Source organism: Mesorhizobium sp. M0408 (assembly GCF_040321495.1).
In the GTDB taxonomy this organism is placed as follows: domain Bacteria; phylum Pseudomonadota; class Alphaproteobacteria; order Rhizobiales; family Rhizobiaceae; genus Mesorhizobium.
In genome coordinates this window covers 189649-206627 of record NZ_JAMYRO010000007.1, presented here as the reverse complement: position 1 = coordinate 206627, position 16979 = coordinate 189649, and the positions used below count along the sequence as shown (strand labels likewise).

General features: G+C 64.0%; 16 protein-coding genes. 10 read left to right on the top strand and 6 right to left on the bottom strand.

What is annotated here, in order from left to right:
- Positions 1-122: 122 nt before the first annotated feature.
- The 4 genes from NKI67_RS11120 to NKI67_RS11105 all read left to right on the top strand — a co-directional run bounded on the left by NKI67_RS11120 (position 123) and on the right by NKI67_RS11105 (position 2664).
- Complete coding sequence (locus tag NKI67_RS11120; RefSeq protein ID WP_023677570.1) at positions 123-587, top strand: Lrp/AsnC ligand binding domain-containing protein; 465 nt, start codon at positions 123-125, stop codon at positions 585-587.
- A gap of 258 nt (positions 588-845) precedes the next feature.
- Positions 846-1334 carry a DUF2852 domain-containing protein gene (locus tag NKI67_RS11115; RefSeq protein WP_023677569.1) on the top strand — a complete coding sequence of 163 codons (489 nt, stop codon included), beginning with the start codon at positions 846-848 and terminating at the stop codon, positions 1332-1334.
- A gap of 100 nt (positions 1335-1434) precedes the next feature.
- The gene (locus NKI67_RS11110; RefSeq protein WP_023677568.1) at positions 1435-2193 is read left to right on the top strand and encodes a M48 family metallopeptidase; all 759 of its coding nucleotides are present in this window, start codon (positions 1435-1437) and stop codon (positions 2191-2193) included.
- A 3-nt stretch (positions 2194-2196) separates the two neighbouring features.
- The gene (locus NKI67_RS11105) at positions 2197-2664 is read left to right on the top strand and encodes a hypothetical protein (protein ID WP_031211993.1); all 468 of its coding nucleotides are present in this window, start codon (positions 2197-2199) and stop codon (positions 2662-2664) included.
- 31 nt (positions 2665-2695) lie between these two features.
- Here the strand turns inward: NKI67_RS11105 and NKI67_RS11100 are convergent, their stop codons facing one another.
- Positions 2696-2914: a hypothetical protein gene (locus NKI67_RS11100; RefSeq protein WP_023677566.1), complete on the bottom strand. Its 219-nt coding sequence runs from the start codon at positions 2912-2914 to the stop codon at positions 2696-2698.
- A gap of 167 nt (positions 2915-3081) precedes the next feature.
- On the opposite strand from NKI67_RS11100, the gene NKI67_RS11095 reads away from it, so the two are divergent.
- The 6 genes from NKI67_RS11095 (at position 3082) to NKI67_RS11070 (ending at position 8700) form a co-directional block, all read left to right on the top strand.
- Complete coding sequence (locus NKI67_RS11095; protein ID WP_023677565.1) at positions 3082-3741, top strand: phosphoribosylanthranilate isomerase; 660 nt, start codon at positions 3082-3084, stop codon at positions 3739-3741.
- Between the two features lie 33 nt (positions 3742-3774).
- A complete protein-coding gene (trpB, locus tag NKI67_RS11090) occupies positions 3775-5025 on the top strand; it encodes a tryptophan synthase subunit beta (RefSeq protein ID WP_352576311.1) in 1251 nt (416 codons plus the stop codon).
- Between the two features lie 2 nt (positions 5026-5027).
- Entirely contained in the window at positions 5028-5867 is an 840-nt protein-coding gene (gene trpA / locus NKI67_RS11085; RefSeq protein WP_023677563.1) for a tryptophan synthase subunit alpha, read from the top strand.
- Positions 5868-5904: 37 nt separating this feature from the next.
- Positions 5905-6831, top strand: coding sequence for an acetyl-CoA carboxylase, carboxyltransferase subunit beta (accD, locus tag NKI67_RS11080; RefSeq protein WP_023677562.1), 927 nt, complete (start codon positions 5905-5907; stop codon positions 6829-6831).
- A 62-nt stretch (positions 6832-6893) separates the two neighbouring features.
- Positions 6894-8219 carry a bifunctional folylpolyglutamate synthase/dihydrofolate synthase gene (locus tag NKI67_RS11075; protein WP_023677561.1) on the top strand — a complete coding sequence of 442 codons (1326 nt, stop codon included), beginning with the start codon at positions 6894-6896 and terminating at the stop codon, positions 8217-8219.
- A 61-nt stretch (positions 8220-8280) separates the two neighbouring features.
- Positions 8281-8700, top strand: coding sequence for a VOC family protein (locus tag NKI67_RS11070; protein ID WP_023677560.1), 420 nt, complete (start codon positions 8281-8283; stop codon positions 8698-8700).
- A 48-nt stretch (positions 8701-8748) separates the two neighbouring features.
- On the opposite strand, the gene NKI67_RS11065 is transcribed toward NKI67_RS11070, so the two are convergent.
- The 5 genes from NKI67_RS11065 to NKI67_RS11045 form a co-directional block, all read right to left on the bottom strand.
- A complete protein-coding gene (locus NKI67_RS11065; RefSeq protein ID WP_023677559.1) occupies positions 8749-9030 on the bottom strand; it encodes a cupin domain-containing protein in 282 nt (93 codons plus the stop codon).
- A 132-nt stretch (positions 9031-9162) separates the two neighbouring features.
- Positions 9163-9486, bottom strand: a complete 324-nt coding sequence (gene trxA / locus NKI67_RS11060; RefSeq protein WP_023677558.1) for a thioredoxin — start codon at positions 9484-9486, stop codon at positions 9163-9165.
- A gap of 73 nt (positions 9487-9559) precedes the next feature.
- Entirely contained in the window at positions 9560-13072 is a 3513-nt protein-coding gene (gene addA / locus NKI67_RS11055) for a double-strand break repair helicase AddA (protein ID WP_023677557.1), read from the bottom strand.
- Entirely contained in the window at positions 13069-16206 is a 3138-nt protein-coding gene (gene addB, locus NKI67_RS11050; RefSeq protein ID WP_023677556.1) for a double-strand break repair protein AddB, read from the bottom strand. Before addB ends, addA begins: the two co-directional genes overlap by 4 nt.
- The gene (locus NKI67_RS11045) at positions 16203-16961 is read right to left on the bottom strand and encodes a nucleotidyltransferase family protein (RefSeq protein ID WP_023677555.1); all 759 of its coding nucleotides are present in this window, start codon (positions 16959-16961) and stop codon (positions 16203-16205) included. Before NKI67_RS11045 ends, addB begins: the two co-directional genes overlap by 4 nt.
- Positions 16962-16979 lie beyond the last annotated feature (18 nt).

Sequence of the window (16979 nt, the reverse complement as noted above, 5' to 3'; positions counted from 1 at the left end):
CTATCAGCTCTGCCTTGAAATGTGCTCTCAAAGATCGAGCCCAGAATATCCAAAATATCGCTTCATGGCATTGAAATGTCATATATATTCGATTCTTAATCCGAATAACGGAAGAATCTTTCATGCGCGCAGCGCTCGACCGGATCGACCTGAAAATGTTGCGCCTGCTCCAGGGCAATGGGCGACTGACCAATGCGGAGCTGGCGCAGTCGGTCGCTGTTAGCCCGGCGACGTGCCACCGCCGGACGCAACGCCTGTTCGATGAAGGCTACATCAGCCATGTCAGGTCGATGGTGACCCCGCAGAAGGTCGACAGAGGCGCGTTGGTGATGGTTGGCGTCGTACTCGACCGTTCGACCCCGGAGAGTTTCGCGGAATTCGAAAAGGCCGTCGCCAAGCTGAAATTCATCCTCGACTGCCATCTGGTGGCAGGCGACTTCGATTATTTTCTGAAGATCAGGGTTGGTGACATGGCGGATTTCAACCGAATCCACGGGGACCAATTGATCGCACTGCCTGGCGTTCGCCAGACCAGAACCTTCTTCGTGATGAAAGAGGTCGTCGACAATGCGCCTCTGGATTTTTGAACGGACGGCTTCGAAGCGTCAAACCATTGCACTCAGCCAGCAGACGCGATCGGCGCTGGATTTTCACTACAGAACCGTCGGCGGCATTGCCCCCTTACGGGGCCTGACTGCTCTTTTCCTCGAAATGCTCAAAAAGCGATAATCATTTCAGCCGCTTGTCCGGTTTTGGCGGTCGCTGTCTTGAATCGCCGTTTTCTCCATCCCATTTCGATTTCACGCAGCCGGATTTGGCTGTCTCCAACTGAAGGATTGGGAGAAATGAACACATCTGCATTGATCCGTCCGGCCTGGACGCCGGCGACCATCGCGTTGATGGTGATCGGGTTCATGGTGTTCTGGCCGCTCGGCTTCGCCATGCTCGCCTACATCATCTGGGGCGACCGGCTCGAGGGCTTCAAGCGTGACGTCAATCGCGCCACAGACGGCATCTTCGCCGGCTGCCGCCGCGGCTCCGACAAGGCCGCGCGCTGGGGCCATGGCTCCGCCCGCACCGGCAACGTCGCTTTCGACGACTGGCGCGAAAAGGAACTCGAGCGGCTTGCCGAGGAACGCCGCAAGCTCGACGAGATGCTGAGCGAGTTCGACGAATATGCCCGCGAATTGCGCCGCGCCAAGGACCAGGAAGAGTTCGACCGCTTCATGGCCAACCGCAACAAGTCGACGTCGCCCACGACCGGTGGGTCAACCGGCTCGACGACGAACAACAAACGCGGCGGTAATTCCACGCCAGGCCTGCTCGACGAGTAAAGGTCCTTGCCCCGATAAATAATTCAAAAACGGCGTCGCGTCAGCGGCGCCGTTTCTTTTTTGTTCTATTCGTTTCCCTCGAATCGCGTATCGTCCCGGAATGTCATTCGGCTTCTTCCGCACCCCGGCGAAACCCAAGCCCACGCCCGTCGTGGAGCGCGAGCATTGCGTTGCCGGCCGCACGCTGCCGCTCAAGATCGTCGAGAACGACCGCGCCCGCCGCCTGACGCTGCGCATCGACTCCGGCGGCCGCGGCCTGCGCATCACCGTGCCGCCGGGGCTGCGCCGCGGCGAGGTGGAAAAATTCCTCGACCGCCATCAGGACTGGCTGGAGCAAAGGCTGGCCAAGGTACCCAACCGGCCACAGGTGCGGCCCGGCATCAAGGTACCGGTGCGCGGTGTGCCGCATCGCATCGTCCATGAACCGTCGAAACGCGGAACCGTCACGCTGTCGCGCGACGAGCGCGGACCGCTGATGATCGTGCATGGCGAACGCGTGCATCTGCCGCGCCGCATCGCCGATTTCCTGAAGCGCGAAGCCAAGCGCGAGATCGAGGCGCTGGTGACGAAGCACAGCGCGGCGATTGGCAAGCGGGCCAAGGCGATCCGCTTCAAGGATACGTCGAGCCGCTGGGGGTCCTGCACGTCGGACGGCAATCTGTCGTTTTCCTGGCGCATCATGATGGCGCCGCGGCCGGTGATAAACTACCTCGTCGCGCATGAGGTGGCGCACCTCAAGGAGATGAACCACGGCCCGAAATTCTGGAAATTATGCGAGCAGCTTTGCCCGGACACCGAGCGCTGCAAGGACTGGCTCAAGCGCAATGGCGGCGCGCTGCAGGCGATCGCGTTCGAGTGATTGATGCCTGCGCGGATGGAATACCGGCTGATTGGAGCGGGCTGGGCGATGTGCGATGTCACGGTTGGGGACCTTCAGGCGACCGTGGCGGCGTCTTATCTGGGCGATGCCCTCAACGAGTTGCTTGGCGCCACGCTGAACGCGCTGAAAGGCACCAGGTATTCGGTCGCACGCTTCTGTGATGAGCCCGGTGAGTATCGCTTCGTCCTGGTGCCAGAAGGCGCTTTTGTCAGAGTGCAGATACTGGAATTTTCAGAAATCTGGTCTGACGAGCCAGACGACTTCGGCGAGGTGAAACTTGAAGCCACATGCGGGTTGCGAGAGTTCGCAGAAGCAGTTCTCAGTGCCGCGCGTGAGGTTTTGAACACACATGGCCTCAAAGGTTACAAGGAAAACTGGCGCAAACATGACTTTCCGTTGGAGGCCATGAACAACCTAAGTTGCGCGTTGAGAGGAGGAACACTCCATTGACAGAGTGCGCTTTTGATCAGGGCTTAATTGCTCAATCGTCATTGGCCGCGTTCAACTCCTCCGGCCGCAGCCCCTCGTCGGCGTGGCGCGGCCAGGGCAGGAAATCCTTCTCGAAGCCATCGTTGCTGAAATAAGCCAGCGCCCGGTGCGCCTCGGCGCCGTTGAAGGCGGCCTTGTCCATCAAATGAGCGATGACCTCATGGGCCTGCGCCAGCTTTTGCCTGAGTTCCGCGACGGTCTTTTCCGGCATGATCTTTGTTCTCCCGCCTTTGTGCCTGAGCAAGGCAGCGCGTTGCGTTCTTAGATTAGCAAGGTAGCGCGTTGCGCTCTTACATTAGCAAGGTAGCGCGTTCCGCGCTGGCGGCAAACAGGATGCTTTTTCTCGACTCTTTGGCCGTTTCGTGCCAATCCCGCGCCATGGCGCTCGACATCAAGATATGCGGGTTGAAGACCGACAAGGCACTGGCCGCGGCATTGGCCGGCGGCGCCAGCCATGTCGGCTTCATTTTCTTTGCCAAAAGCCCGCGCTATGTCGAGCCGGCGGAAGCTGGCCGCCTGCGCGAAGCGGCGCGCGGCAGGGCCAAGGCGGTTGCGGTGACGGTCGACGCCGGCGACGCGTTTCTGGATGAGATCGTCGAAAAAATGCAGCCCGACATGCTGCAGCTTCACGGCGCCGAAACCCCTGAGCGGGTGGCCGAGGTGAAGGCGCGCTACGGCTTGCCGGTGATGAAGGCGCTGCCGGTCAGCGAGGCTGCCGATCTCGAGCAGGTAAAACCCTTCGTCGGCATTGCCGACCGCTTTCTGTTCGATGCCAAGCCGCCTAGGAATTCGGAATTGCCGGGCGGCAACGGTCTTGCCTTCGACTGGCGCATTCTTGCCGGCCTTGACGCCGGCGTCGATTACATGCTTTCCGGTGGGCTCAATGCTGGAAATATCGGCGACGCCGTTCGGCTCGTGAACCCGCCCGGAATAGATATTTCTTCGGGCGTGGAAAGCGCGCCGGGCGTCAAGGAACCGGCGCTGATCGAACAATTTTTCCGGGCCGTCGGGGCAGCACGCGACAACCGCGCCGCCTGACCACGCTTCAAACCGCAGACCAGGAGATCGGCGATGGATAAGCCGGCGATACCGAATTCCTTCCGCACCGGCCCCGACGAGCAGGGCATGTTCGGCATTTTTGGCGGTCGTTTCGTTGCCGAAACGCTGATGCCGCTGATCCTCGAGCTGGAGCGGCACTGGAACGAGGTCAAGAACGACCCGGATTTCAAGGCCGAGCTGACCGATCTCTCGACGCATTACGCCGGGCGGCCTTCGAAGCTCTATTTCGCCGAAGGCCTTACCCGGCATCTTCGCGGGGTTTCCGCGGCTAAGGGCCTCGGGGGCGGCGCAAAAGTCTATTTCAAGCGCGAGGACCTGAACCACACTGGCTCGCACAAGATCAACAACTGCCTCGGCCAGATCCTGCTCGCCAAGCGCATGGGCAAGACGCGGATCATCGCCGAGACCGGCGCCGGCCAGCATGGCGTCGCGTCCGCTACAGTGGCGGCGCGCTTCGGGCTTCCTTGTATCGTCTATATGGGTGCAACCGATGTCGCCCGGCAAAGCCCCAACGTCTTTCGCATGAAGCTTCTGGGCGCCGAGGTGCGGCCGGTGACCGCCGGCCACGGCACGCTGAAGGACGCCATGAACGAGGCGCTGCGCGACTGGGTGACCAATGTCGAGGATACCTATTACCTGATCGGCACCGCCGCCGGCCCGCACCCCTATCCGGAGCTGGTGCGCGACTTCCAGTCGGTGATCGGCACCGAGGCGCGTGCCCAGATCCTCGAGCAGGAAGGCCGGCTGCCGGACACCATCATCGCTTGTGTCGGCGGCGGCTCGAACGCCATCGGCCTGTTCCATCCCTTCCTGGATGACAGGCAGGTGCGCATCATCGGCGTCGAAGCCGGCGGCCGCGGGCTCGACGGCATCGAGCATTGCGCCTCGATGAGTGCCGGCGCGCCCGGCGTGCTGCATGGCAACCGCACCTACCTCCTGCAGAACGCCGACGGCCAGATCATGGACGGCCACTCGATCTCGGCCGGCCTCGACTATCCCGGCGTCGGGCCGGAGCACTCATGGCTGCGCGATTCCGGCCGCGTCGACTATGTGCCGATCCTCGACGACGAGGCGCTGGAGGCGTTCCAGCTGACGACACGCGTCGAGGGCATCATTCCGGCGCTGGAATCGGCCCATGCCATCGCGCAGGCGGTGAAGATCGTGCCTGATATGGACAAGGACCAGATCGTCATCGTCAACCTGTCCGGCCGTGGCGACAAGGACGTGCACACAGTGGCCAATATGCTGGGCATGGAGATCTGATCATGGCCACTCGCATCGACCGCCGCATGGCAAAGCTGAAGGCCGAAGGTCGACCGGCACTCGTCACCTATTTCATGGGCGGCGACCCGGACTACGACACCTCCCTGTCGATCATGAAGGCGCTGCCCGGCGCCGGCAGCGACATCATCGAGCTCGGCATGCCGTTTTCCGATCCAATGGCCGACGGCCCGGCGATCCAGGCGGCCGGCCTGCGGGCGCTGAAGGGCGGCCAGACACTGGTCAAAACGCTGAAGATGGCCTCGGAATTCCGCGCCGGCGACAGTGAAACCCCGATCGTCTTGATGGGCTATTACAATCCGATCTACATCTACGGCGTCGAGCGCTTCCTGAGCGATGCGCTGGCCAGCGGTATAGACGGGCTGATCGTCGTCGACCTGCCGCCTGAGATGGACGAGGAGCTTTGCATCCCGGCACTCAAGGCCGGCATCAATTTCATCCGGCTGGCGACGCCGACCACCGACGACAAGCGCCTGCCCAAGGTGCTGCAGAACACGTCGGGTTTCGTCTACTACGTCTCGATGACCGGCATTACCGGTTCGGCGCTGGCCGACACCGGCAAGGTGGCGGCAGCAGTCAAGCGCATCAAGAGCCATACCGACCTGCCGGTCTGCGTCGGCTTCGGCGTCAAGACCGCCGAGCAGGCGCGCACCATCGGCGCGTCGGCCGACGGCGTCGTTGTCGGCACCGCGATTGTCAATGCCGTCGCCAACGTGCTCGGGCCGAAGGGCGAAAAGACCGCCGATCCGGCCGAGGCCGTCGCCACGCTGGTCAGCGGGCTTTCGCAAGGGGTTCGCGCGGCTCGCCTTGCTGCCGCCGAATAATCTTCCTACGTCTTCTTAAGGGACAGGAGCCGAAGCGATGAACTGGATCACCAATTACGTCCGTCCGAAGATCAATTCGATGCTCGGCCGCCGCACCGACATGCCGGAAAACCTGTGGATCAAGGATCCCGAGACCGGTGAAATGGTGTTCCATAAGGATCTGGAGCAGAACCAGTTCGTCATTCCGTCCTCCGGCCATCATATGAAGATATCGGCAAAGGAACGGCTGAAATTCTTCCTCGACGACGGCAAATACGAGACGCTGGAAAACCCCAAGGTCGTTCAGGATCCACTCAAGTTCCGCGACGAAAAGCGCTACATTGACCGGCTGAAGGATGCCAAGGCCAAGACCGGCATGGAAGATGCCATCATCAATGCGCTGGGCACGGTCGAGGGCCTGCCGGTGGTGGTGACGGTGCAGGATTTTGCCTTCATGGGCGGCTCGCTCGGCATGGCGGCCGGCGACGCCATCGTGCATGGTTTCGAGGTCGCCTTGCAGCGCAAGCGGCCGCTGATCCTGTTTGCGGCCTCCGGCGGCGCCCGCATGCAGGAAGGCATCCTGTCGCTCATGCAGCTGCCGCGGACCACGATTGGCGTCGACAGGCTGAAGGAGGCCGGCCTTCCCTACATCGTCGTCCTGACCAACCCGACGACCGGCGGCGTCACCGCCTCCTACGCCATGCTGGGCGACGTGCACATTGCCGAGCCCGGGGCGCTGATCGGCTTTGCCGGACCGCGCGTCATCGAGCAGACCATCCGCGAAAAGCTGCCCGACGGCTTCCAGCGCGCCGAATATCTGATGGAACACGGCATGGTCGACATGGTGGTGTCGCGGCTGGAGATGCGCCAGACGGTTGCGCGGCTGCTGAGAATGCTGCTCAAGCTGCCGGAAGAGCAAAACCCGCGGGAGCCGGAAATCCTGCCGCCGGTGGCGATACCGGCCGAAGCCCGGCCGCAAGCCTGACGCGACATCACGCGGCGCGAGCGGCTGTTGTGTGCCGTTGTGCGCGCGCGTAGGATTCCTTCATGACCACGCTTGCCGCCGACCGCGAAATCGAAAGCCTGATGGCGCTTCACCCGAAGGGCTTCGACCTTTCGCTCGACCGCATTTCGCGGCTGCTCGAGCGCCTCGGCAATCCGCAAGACCAGTTGCCGCCGGTCATCCACATCGCCGGCACCAACGGCAAGGGCTCCTGTGCTGCTTTTTCACGGGCGCTGCTCGAAGCCGCCGGCTACCGCGTCCACGTCCACACCTCGCCACATCTGGTGAACTGGCACGAGCGCTACCGGCTGGCCGCAGATGGCGGCGGCAGGCTGGTGGACGACAAGGTCTTCGCCGAAGCCATCGCCCGCGTCGCCAAAGCCAATCAAGGCCAGAAGATCACCGTCTTCGAAATCCTCACCGCCGTCACCTTCCTGCTGTTTTCCGAACATCCGGCCGATGCCGTCATCCTCGAGGTTGGCCTTGGCGGCCGCTTCGACGCCACCAATGTCATCGCCGAACCGGCCGTGTCGGTGATCATGCCGGTGTCGCTCGACCACGAAGCCTATCTCGGCGACCGCGTCGAGCTGATCGCCGCCGAAAAGGCCGGCATCATCAAGCGCGGATGCCCGGTCGTCATCGGCGCGCAGGAAAGCGAGACGGCCCAGCAGGTGCTCATCGAAACCGCCGAGCGGCTCGACTGCCCCGCCTTCGTCTATGGCCAGGATTTCCTTGCCTATGAGGAAAACGGCCGCATGGTCTATCAGGACGAAGACGGATTGATGGACCTGCCGCCGCCGCGCCTGCCGGGGCGCCATCAATTCGCCAATGCGGCGGCGGCGATCGCGGCGGTCAAGGCGGCGGGCTTCGAGATCAGCCACCGCGCTGCCGAGAAGGCGATGGCGAATGTTGCCTGGCCGGGCCGCATGCAAAAGCTGCCGCAAGGACGGCTGAGCGAACTGGCGCCGAAGGGCGCCGACATCTGGCTCGACGGCGGCCATAATCCCGGCGCCGGCGTGGTCGTCGCTGAGGCCCTGGCCGAGCAGGAGGAAAAGAACCCGCGGCCGCTGTTCCTGATCTCGGGCATGATCAACACCAAGGACCAAAGCGGCTATTTCCGCGCCTTCAAAGGGCTGGTGCGGCACGTCTACACCGTGCCGGTGAGCCTGAGCGACGCCGGCGTGCCGAACGACGAACTGGCGACCCGCGCCATCGAGGCAGGCTTGTCGGCCGAACCGGTTAGTTCCGTTGCAAACGCACTGATGCTGCTGCGCGACACATGGGACGGACCGCCGCCGCGCATCCTGATTGGCGGGTCACTTTACCTGGCCGGCGCGGTATTGGCCGAAAACGGCACGCCGCCGGCTTGAGGCGTGCTTCAGCCGGGCCACGGTGACGCCACACTTATCAGACCACCGCCAGGAGCCAATCATGATCAAGGTAAAGCAGCTCGCTCACGTTTGCATTTTCGCGAATGACCTGGAGATGACGCGAAGCTTCTATCGGGACGTCCTCGGCATGGACACCCAGTTCAATTTCCTGCGCGACGGGAAGATTTTCGGCTTCTACCTCAATTGCGGCAGCCGCAGCCATGTCGAGGTGTTCCAGAAAGACGGCGCGAGCTATAGCGACTGGAACCAGATCAACCACTTCTGCCTCGAAGTGGAAAACATCGATGCCGCGATCGCCCAACTGAGGTCAAAGGGCGTTGATGTCACTTCAAAGAAACGCGCGTGCGATGACACCTACCAGGCTTGGATCCGCGACCCCAACGGCGTGAAGATCGAACTGTTTGAATATACTGAGAAAAGCGCACAATTCGTCGGCGGCGATCGTATCGCGGATTGGTGATCGCGTCTCGCCGGACAATTGTGGCGGCGCAGCCGATGCGTTGGTGGACTACTTCAGCTCGACCTCGATGAAGGCGAATTCGCCATCGTTTGCGCTGATGACGTCATGTTCGACGCCCTCGTTGCGGAAATACGGCGAGCCCTTCTTCATTTCGGCAAAGGATTCTCCATCCTTGGTCAGGAGCTTCACCTTGCCGTCGGTCAACGGCACGATCACATAGTCGTGGCCATGGCGGTGCCAGCCGGTGTTGTCTCCCGGGGCGAAGCGGTATTCGGTGACGATGACGCGCTCATTTTCGATGAAGACGGTGGCCTTGGCGGATCCGGTCATATCGCTTCTCCTTTGAATTCAGAAGAGAAGAATACCGGGCGGCAAGCCGCGAGTGCCAGAGCGGCCCACCAATGACGCCAGCAAAAGAAGGCCCGGCGCGAGGCCGGGCTTTTCTGCAAAATTTTGATCGGATCAGGCGAGGCTGCCGTTGATCCAGTGCGACAATGCCGTTTTCGGCGCAGCACCGACCTTCATGTCGGCGACTTCGCCGCCCTTGAAGATCATCAGCGTCGGGATCGAGCGTACGCCGAACTGCGCGGCCAGCTCAGGATTCTCGTCGATGTTGAGCTTGGCGATCTTTATCTTACTGCCGAGTTCGATGGCGATGTCCTCGAGCGCCGGGGCGATCATCTTGCACGGGCCGCACCATTCCGCCCAGAAATCGACCACGACCGGCTCCTTGGCGTTGAGCACGTCGGCCTGGAAATTGCTCTTGTCGACCTTGACGGTGGCCATGCTGAGATCCTTTCGATTTGTTCGTCGCACCAAATGTGGTGGTGGTCGCGTCCGTCTTCAAGCAAGTGTTGTGTCACGCTCCCGTGAGTCTAGCAAGCGCATCGTCCAAGGCCGCCGCCGGCAGCTCGATCAGCCGCGGCGCCTCGGTGAACAGCAGCGCCGCCGAGACCTCGCGTCCCGGATAGAGCGGCTGAAGCAGCGCGCGATAAAGTGCGAGCTGCAGAACATAGGCTTGCGGCACTTCGGCGAGCGTAGCTGGCGCTGGCCGATTGGTCTTGTAGTCGACGATCGAAACCTTGTCCGGCGTTACTGCCAGCCGGTCGATCTTGCCGGAAATCGAGCGCAGTTTGCCCCTTACCTCCAGGCTGCCCATGATGGCGACTTCGGCGCGCGAGTTTGGCGCAAACAGCGGCGCGAAGCGGCTGTCGGCAAGAATTCTGAAAACGCCAGCCAAGGCCTTGTCGTGCTCGTCGTCGAGCCATTCCGCGCCGGCTCTTGCCAGATAGCGTTCGGCGGCATCCCGGCGTTTTCCCTCGGCGATGCCGGGCAGCATCTGCAGCAATTTGTGCAGCGCCAGACCGCGCATGACGGCAAAGCCGGGCTCGGCGTCGGCATCCAGTACCGGCGAACGCGTGTCGGCCACCGCTTGCCGCGCCTCGTCGATCAGCACCGAGGCGCCGGACGGCGAGAGCGGCCGCGGCAATTCCTCGAAGGGCGGCAGAGGCCGGAACAGGGTTTCAGGCAGTGGTGCAAAGCGTTCCGCCTGTCGTGCCTCATTCACTGCCGCCAGTGGCATGGGCGGCAGTTTCGTCACCTGGAAACGATGCACGGTCTCGCCAGTGGCGGGATGCCGGCGTTCTTCGCTCTCCGCGGCACCGACCAGTGCGCGGCTGACGATCGAATGCCAGGTGCCGGTATTCGGCGCCCGCTTGCCATGGTAGCCGCAGACGATCAGCCGATCCTCGGCGCGGGTCATGCCGACATAGAGCAGCCGGCGGTATTCGTCGTCGGCGAGCTCGCGGGCGCGGGCCGATGCGGCGCGTGAAAACCCATTGGCGACATCGCTGGCCGAACGCCAGAGATAGCCCTTGCCCTCCCAGCAGTCGCCCGAGCCTTCGAACGGCATCAATCTCGGCAGATGCTGGTCGCTGAACGGCGCGGAGCCGCCATCGACAAGGAATACCACCGGCGCTTCCAGGCCTTTGGCGGCATGCACGGTCATGACGCGAACCTCGTCGCGGGTCTGGTCCATTTCGCGCTTGATCTCGGGGCCGGCGTTTTCCAGCGTCGACAGGAAGGATTCCAGCCCTGGCAGGCCGGTTCGCTCCTCGGCCAGGCAGAAATTCAGGAATTCGTCGAGGATATCGCCGGCCTCCGGACCGAGCCGCGCGATCATCTTCTTGCGCAGGCCGTCGCGGGCGAGAGCTGCGGCATAGAATTCGAACACCGGCTTGAATGCGGCCTCGTTCGACCATTTGTCGAGCCGGCTGACGACGGCGGCCAACGCCTCGCTTTCGCCGGCATGCCGGCGCAGCGAGGCGATCAGCGAGACGCCCGACGGCCTCTCGGCAGCAAGCGCGAAAAGCTGCTCTTCCGAAACATCGAAGATCGGGCTGCGCAGCACGGCGGCCAGCGACAGATCGTCCTCGGGCTGGATGAGAAAATGGCCAAGTGCGATCAGGTCTTTCACCGCGACGTGGCCGGGCAGGCTGAGCCGGTCGGCGCCGGCCACCGGAATGTCGCGGCGCTTCAGCGCCCGCGTCAGCGCATGGACGAAGCGATCGCGCTTGCGCACCAGCACCAGCACGTCGCCGGGGCGGAGTTTCTTGCCGCGGCCTTCGATGACCTCACCGTTGCCGATCCAGCCGGCAATCGTTGCGGCGACGTTTTCAGCGACGCGGACTGCCGGCGCGTGGGCATGGTCGACCGCTTGCGTCCAATCGTCTGGTTCGTCGACGACGTCGGCGCCGATCGACGGCCAGACCTCGACATGACCCGGCGCATCGGTGCGGATCGCCTTGTGGTCGAGCGGATCAGGATCGTGGCTGATGCCGCGCCGCACGTTCGGGTCGGCAAAGACCCGGTCGACGGCGGCAAGAACATCTTCGGTCGAGCGGAACGACCAGGTCAGCTTGAGATCGGCGAAGGCGGCGGCGGCGGATCTAACTTTGCCGGCAAACAAAAGCCGGCTGTCGGCAAAGGAATCCGGGGCGGCTCCCTGGAAGGAATAGATCGACTGCTTTTCGTCGCCGACAGCAAAGATGGTGCGGTGGACCGCGTCGCGTGCGCCGAGCCCGGCAAAGAACTCCTCTGCCAGCCGCTTGACCACCTCCCACTGGTCGGGACTGGTGTCCTGCGCCTCGTCGAGCAGGATGTGGTCGATGCCCTGGTCGAGCTTGTACTGCACCCAAGGGCCGGCATCGGGCCGTGCCAAAAGGTTGACCGTGCGGGTGATCAGGTCGTTAAAGTCGAGGAAGCCGCGGGCGCGCTTCAATTGCTCGTAACGGGCGATCAGCCAGTCGGCGATGGTCAGCGCCGCACGCGTGCCTTCCAGCATCCTGAACAAGGCCAGCCGGTCGGAGATTTCGAGAATGGCGTCGACCGCCGCCAGATAACGTTCGGCAAGATCGGGCAGCCGGTCAAGCAATGCCCTTTTAAATGTCTTTGCCGGATCGTAAGGCTCGCCGTCGGCCCTCAGGAAAGCCTTGGAGAGCAAATTCAGGCGACGTACCGGATCCTCCTCGGCAAAGGCAAGGCGGGCGTATGGCAGCAGATTGTTCAGCACGATGCGCGCATCGGCGGCCTCGGCCGCCCGTGAAAAGGTGACGAGATAATCCGGCAGGAAGCCGGGCAGCGGCCAGACCGAGGCGGCTATACCTTCGGCCGTCTGGCCGGCGCGGAAATGGAACTCGTCGAACAGCGCCTGAAAACCATCGCCGCCGGCCGCGGTGATGAACGCACGCAAACCATCGCGCTTGCGCACGATCTCGGCCAGCAGTGCGTCGAGCCCATGCTCGCCGCCGCGCTCCAGCACGGTGGCGAAGGCGTCGGACAATGCCGCATCGCCTGCAACGCCGCCCGAAATCATGTCGCGGCGGGCGGCGGCAAACAGCGATGCCTCCATTTGCGGATCGAGCATTTCGAAATGCGCAGGGATATTGGCTTCCAGCGGGAACTGATGCAGCACCGATTCGCAGAAGGCGTGGATGGTCTGGATCTTCAGCCCGCCCGGTGTTTCCAGAGCCTCGGCAAACAACCGCCGCGCCCGGCGCATGGTTTCGCGGTCGGGCTGGCGGCCGTCCAGCGCCTCTATCCGTGTCGAGAGCTCGGCATCGCCCAGGGCCGTCCATTGCGACAGGGTCGAAAACACCCGGTTCGACATGTTGGCGGCGGCGGCACGCGTATAGGTCAGGCACAGGATCTTGGACGGATCGGTGCCGCGCAGCAACAGCCGGATAACGCGCTGGGCGAGTACATGGGTCTTGCCGGATCCGGCATTGGCCGACACCCATGCGGAATTGCGCGGATCGGAGGCGCTTGCCTGACTGGCGACAGTGTCGCTTGGAATGGGATAGGCCTTTTTCATGCCTCCCCTCCCTCGTCGTCGGCATCGCCGCCGGCCGACCATTCGAGCACGCGGGCGAGATGGTCGTAATCGCCGTCGGTCTCACCCTCGCGGAACGGCAACGCCCGCGACAAATACCCGGTCGTCGGGTCGGCATAGTGGATCAGCAGCTTTTCCAACCTCGCCCAGGCCTCTTCGGCGAGATCGGCGGCGGTTCGCGGCTTGCGGTTGTATTCGAGGATCGATTCTTCGAACACCTCGCCATTCGGCCTCAGCCGCAAGAAAGCCAGTTGCGACGGCTCACAGGCGCCAAGCTCCTTGAAGGCGCCGCGACGCAGCAGCGCGCCCTCCAGCGCCAGTTGCGGCGCGAGCAGCGTGTGCGCCTGCGCTTTGGATGGCGAGGAGCCGGTCTTGTAGTCGAGGATGTCGGCCATGCCGCCAGCCAGCAGATCGATTCGATCAGCGTAGCCGGACAGGGTCACGCCGGATCGGCCGACACCGGTCTTTTCGGCGCGTTCCTCGGCGTGCCGCCGTGCCACGGCGGCGGCCCGGCCGCGCTCCCATTCGATGATGCCGGCGGCAAGCTTTTCAAAACGCGGCCACCACACCGCCTCGACATCGGCCGGCAGGGCCGCCTCGGCAAAGCAGGAGCGGCCTGCGGCGATGAGCCCGTCCAGCGCCTCCGGCGCGCGCGGGTCGGCCACCCTCGCCGAGAAGAGGTGCAGAATGGCGTGAAACAGCGTGCCACGCTCGGCGGCGCCCGGATCGCGAATGACCGGATCGAGCGGCATCAGGCCGAGTATCCTTCTGGCATAGACCGCATAGGGATCGCGGCGTAGCGTTTCGATCTCGGTGACCGAGAAGTGGTGCGGCCGCGCGGCGAGCGGCGGTTTCGGCTGCGGCCTCGTCGCAAAGTCCTGCTTTTCGCCGGCATCGAGCGCACGCGCCCAGGCAAGCAGTTCGTCGCCGCGCCGGCGAAGTGCAGCAGCGTGGTCCTCGCCGACGAATGTAAGGATGCGCTGCAGCCAGCGCGAAGGTACCGACGGTGCGTCGCCGGAGCGGCCGGAGCGAGCCAGCACCACTTTTTTGGCGCCCATGGCCATCTGGAAATCATGGGCGGCAAGGCCGATGCGCCGCTCGGGCGGTTCAAGATCGATGCCGGTCTTCATCAGCCGCGACATGAAGCGGTCGCTCTCCGGCTTGCGCGGCCACACGCCTTCGTTGAGCCCGCCGACGACCAGCGTGTCGACATCCTGAAGCCGCGCTTCCAGCACACCCCAGATGGCGATGTTCCTGTCGCTGCCCTGCGCCGGCTTGACCGTCTCGGGCGCGATCAGCGCCTCCATCACGTCAGGCCATTCGTCAGCGGCGAAGGAGAACGACACCGAGGCCGCGACCAGCCCGCGCAAGAGCTCGGCGAGCTTTTCGCCGGCATCGCCCGCATAGAGTTCGCTCAGGCTGCCATCAGCGGCGCGGCCGAGACTTTCGAGCGCAACGACGCTGGCGCGCACAAGGGTGGCAAGATCGGCATTCTCGTCGCCGCGAAAAGCAACCAGCGGCGCCAGCGCGGCCGTTAGCCGGATCAGCAGGTCGCGCGCCTGTTCGATGCGCCTGACCGAAAGCCGCGGCCACCAGAAGGGTGGACGGCGATTGCCGCCGCCGTCGAATTCGAGGAGCCGGGTGTCGAAGAGCTGCGGCAGCGACGCCACGTCCGGACGCCCTGTGCCGCCGCGCAGCCCCACGAGTTCGACGATTTCGGCCGCATAGCGCACGCTTGCCCGCTCCAGGCCGAGGCCAAGCAGGGGATGCTTGAGCAGCGACAGCAGGGCGACGGGGTCGCCCGGGCGGAAGGCTGCCTGCAGCGCCAGCCTGAGCAGGCTGGCGGCTGGTGTGTTGATCAGCGGCGTGCCGCCGGAATCGTCGGCGGCAACGCCGAAGCGCAGCAGCTCGACTGAGACCCGCCGCGCCAGAGCGCGGTCGCCGGTGACGAGTGCGGCGCGCTGGCCGGGCCGTTCGACGGCCTGTTTGAGCGCGACGGCGATCGCCACGGCTTCGTCGCGTTCGCTGGCGGCTTCGAGAAGCGTCACATCGGCGAAGGCCTCGGCAATATCGCCGGCCCTAAAGCGGGCGCGCGTCTCGGCCCAGAGCTCGGTGGTCTCCGCCGGGCGCAGCGCTTCGCCGACAAGTGCGGCGCGCAGCGCAAGCGGTCGCGGCGCAACAGCAATCTCCTCGACATCGGCGCGCGGCACGCCGATCTTGCCGATCAACTTTGCCAGGCCGTATTGCGGGTGGCCAAGCACGGCTGGGCGCGCGCCCGGTGTGGTGATCGCGGCAAAGGACGGCTCGTCCAACGCCCGGTCGAGCCCGGGCAGCACAACGGCGCCATTGGGCAGACCGGCGATCACGGCAAGCAGCTCGGCCGTGGCGGGAATGGAGCCGGTGGAACCGGCGGCGATCACCGGTCCGGCTGGCGGATTACGCTTCAGCCGCGCCGCCTCCAGCCTTATCAGGGCATTACGATGCGCGGCCTGATTGGAACGATGGCGTTCCTCGAGCAGGTTCGGCCAGTTCTCCGTCACGATGGTCAGGAAGTCGAGTGTCACCTGCCACCAGCCTGCAAGATTGCCGGTTACAAGGTCGGCGAGCCTTGCCCAATCCGTGCCTTCGGTGTCGATCTCATCCATCAGGCGTGCAAGGTCGCGCGCCAGCCAGATGGCGTCGGCGGCGGAGGCCGGTATGACGATCTCCTCGTCGAACAATGCCGCGACATGTGCCGGCAGGCGGCGTTTCCACGCCCGCACCAGCGGCGCAAGCAGCAGAAGACGCTCGACCGCGGCGATCGGCGGCGCAAGGTCGATGGCGACCGAAGCTCCTGCCTCGAAGGCGGCTTCATCTTCATCGAACTCACCAAGCGGGCGGATGACCGGCAGGATCGCCGAGCGGCTTCCCGAGCGCGAGAGAGCATCGACGAAGACGCCGCGAAGCGCCCGCGCCGCACGGCGCGTCGGCACATAGATGGTGAGATCGGCCAGCGCCAGCGGATCGCCGTCATAGGCGAAGCCGGGAACCAAGCGCCCCGCAAGCAGCGCCTCGGCCAGCGTCGGCAGGAACGGCGCTCCGGGCGGGATCGAGAAAACGCGGCGGGAGCCGCTCATTTCGCCTCGGTAAAAGCGCCGGGTGCCTCAGCAACAGCATTGGGCGTGCCGGCAAGCGCGGCGGCGACGGCCGCTTCCGCAAGCGGAATGGCGTCGGGCGTGCCGACAGTAATCCAGTGACCCTGCATTTTCATGCCGAACAGGCGCCCAGTAGCGATGGCCGCATCGAAATAGGCATTGAGCGAGTGCGGCCCGGTCGGAGCGTCCTTGAAAAGGCGCGGATGGGCGATTGCGGCGCCGGCATAGATCAGACCGGCGGGATCGTTGTTCGCACGCCGCAAGGCGCCGTCCGGCGCCACCAGGAAATCGGTGCCGCCGCTATGTCCGGTTGCCGACTGGAGATCCGCAAGCATCAGCAGAATGTCCATTGTCGCGCCCTCCCATGCAAGCGCAAGACGCCTGAGATTGGAGACGCCGCTGTCGATCCAGAAGGTGTCGGCGTTGAGCACGTAGAAGGGCACCCCTAAACTGGGCAATGCCTTGACGATACCACCGGCGGAGTCAAGCAAGCCCCTACTCTCATCCGAGATGACGATTCTCGGCGCACTGCGGCGGGCTACATGGTCCACGATCTGTTGCGGGAGGTAATGGACGTTGACGACGGCCTTGGCGACGCCGGCTTCGGCTAGGCAGTCCAGCCCCCAGTCGAGCAATGTCTTGCCGGCGACCTTGACCAGCGGCTTCGGCATGGTGTCGGTGATCGGCCGCATGCGCTTGCCGAGCCCGGCGGCGAGCACCATGGCGGTCGTCGGCATCGGCTGCTCATCCGACGC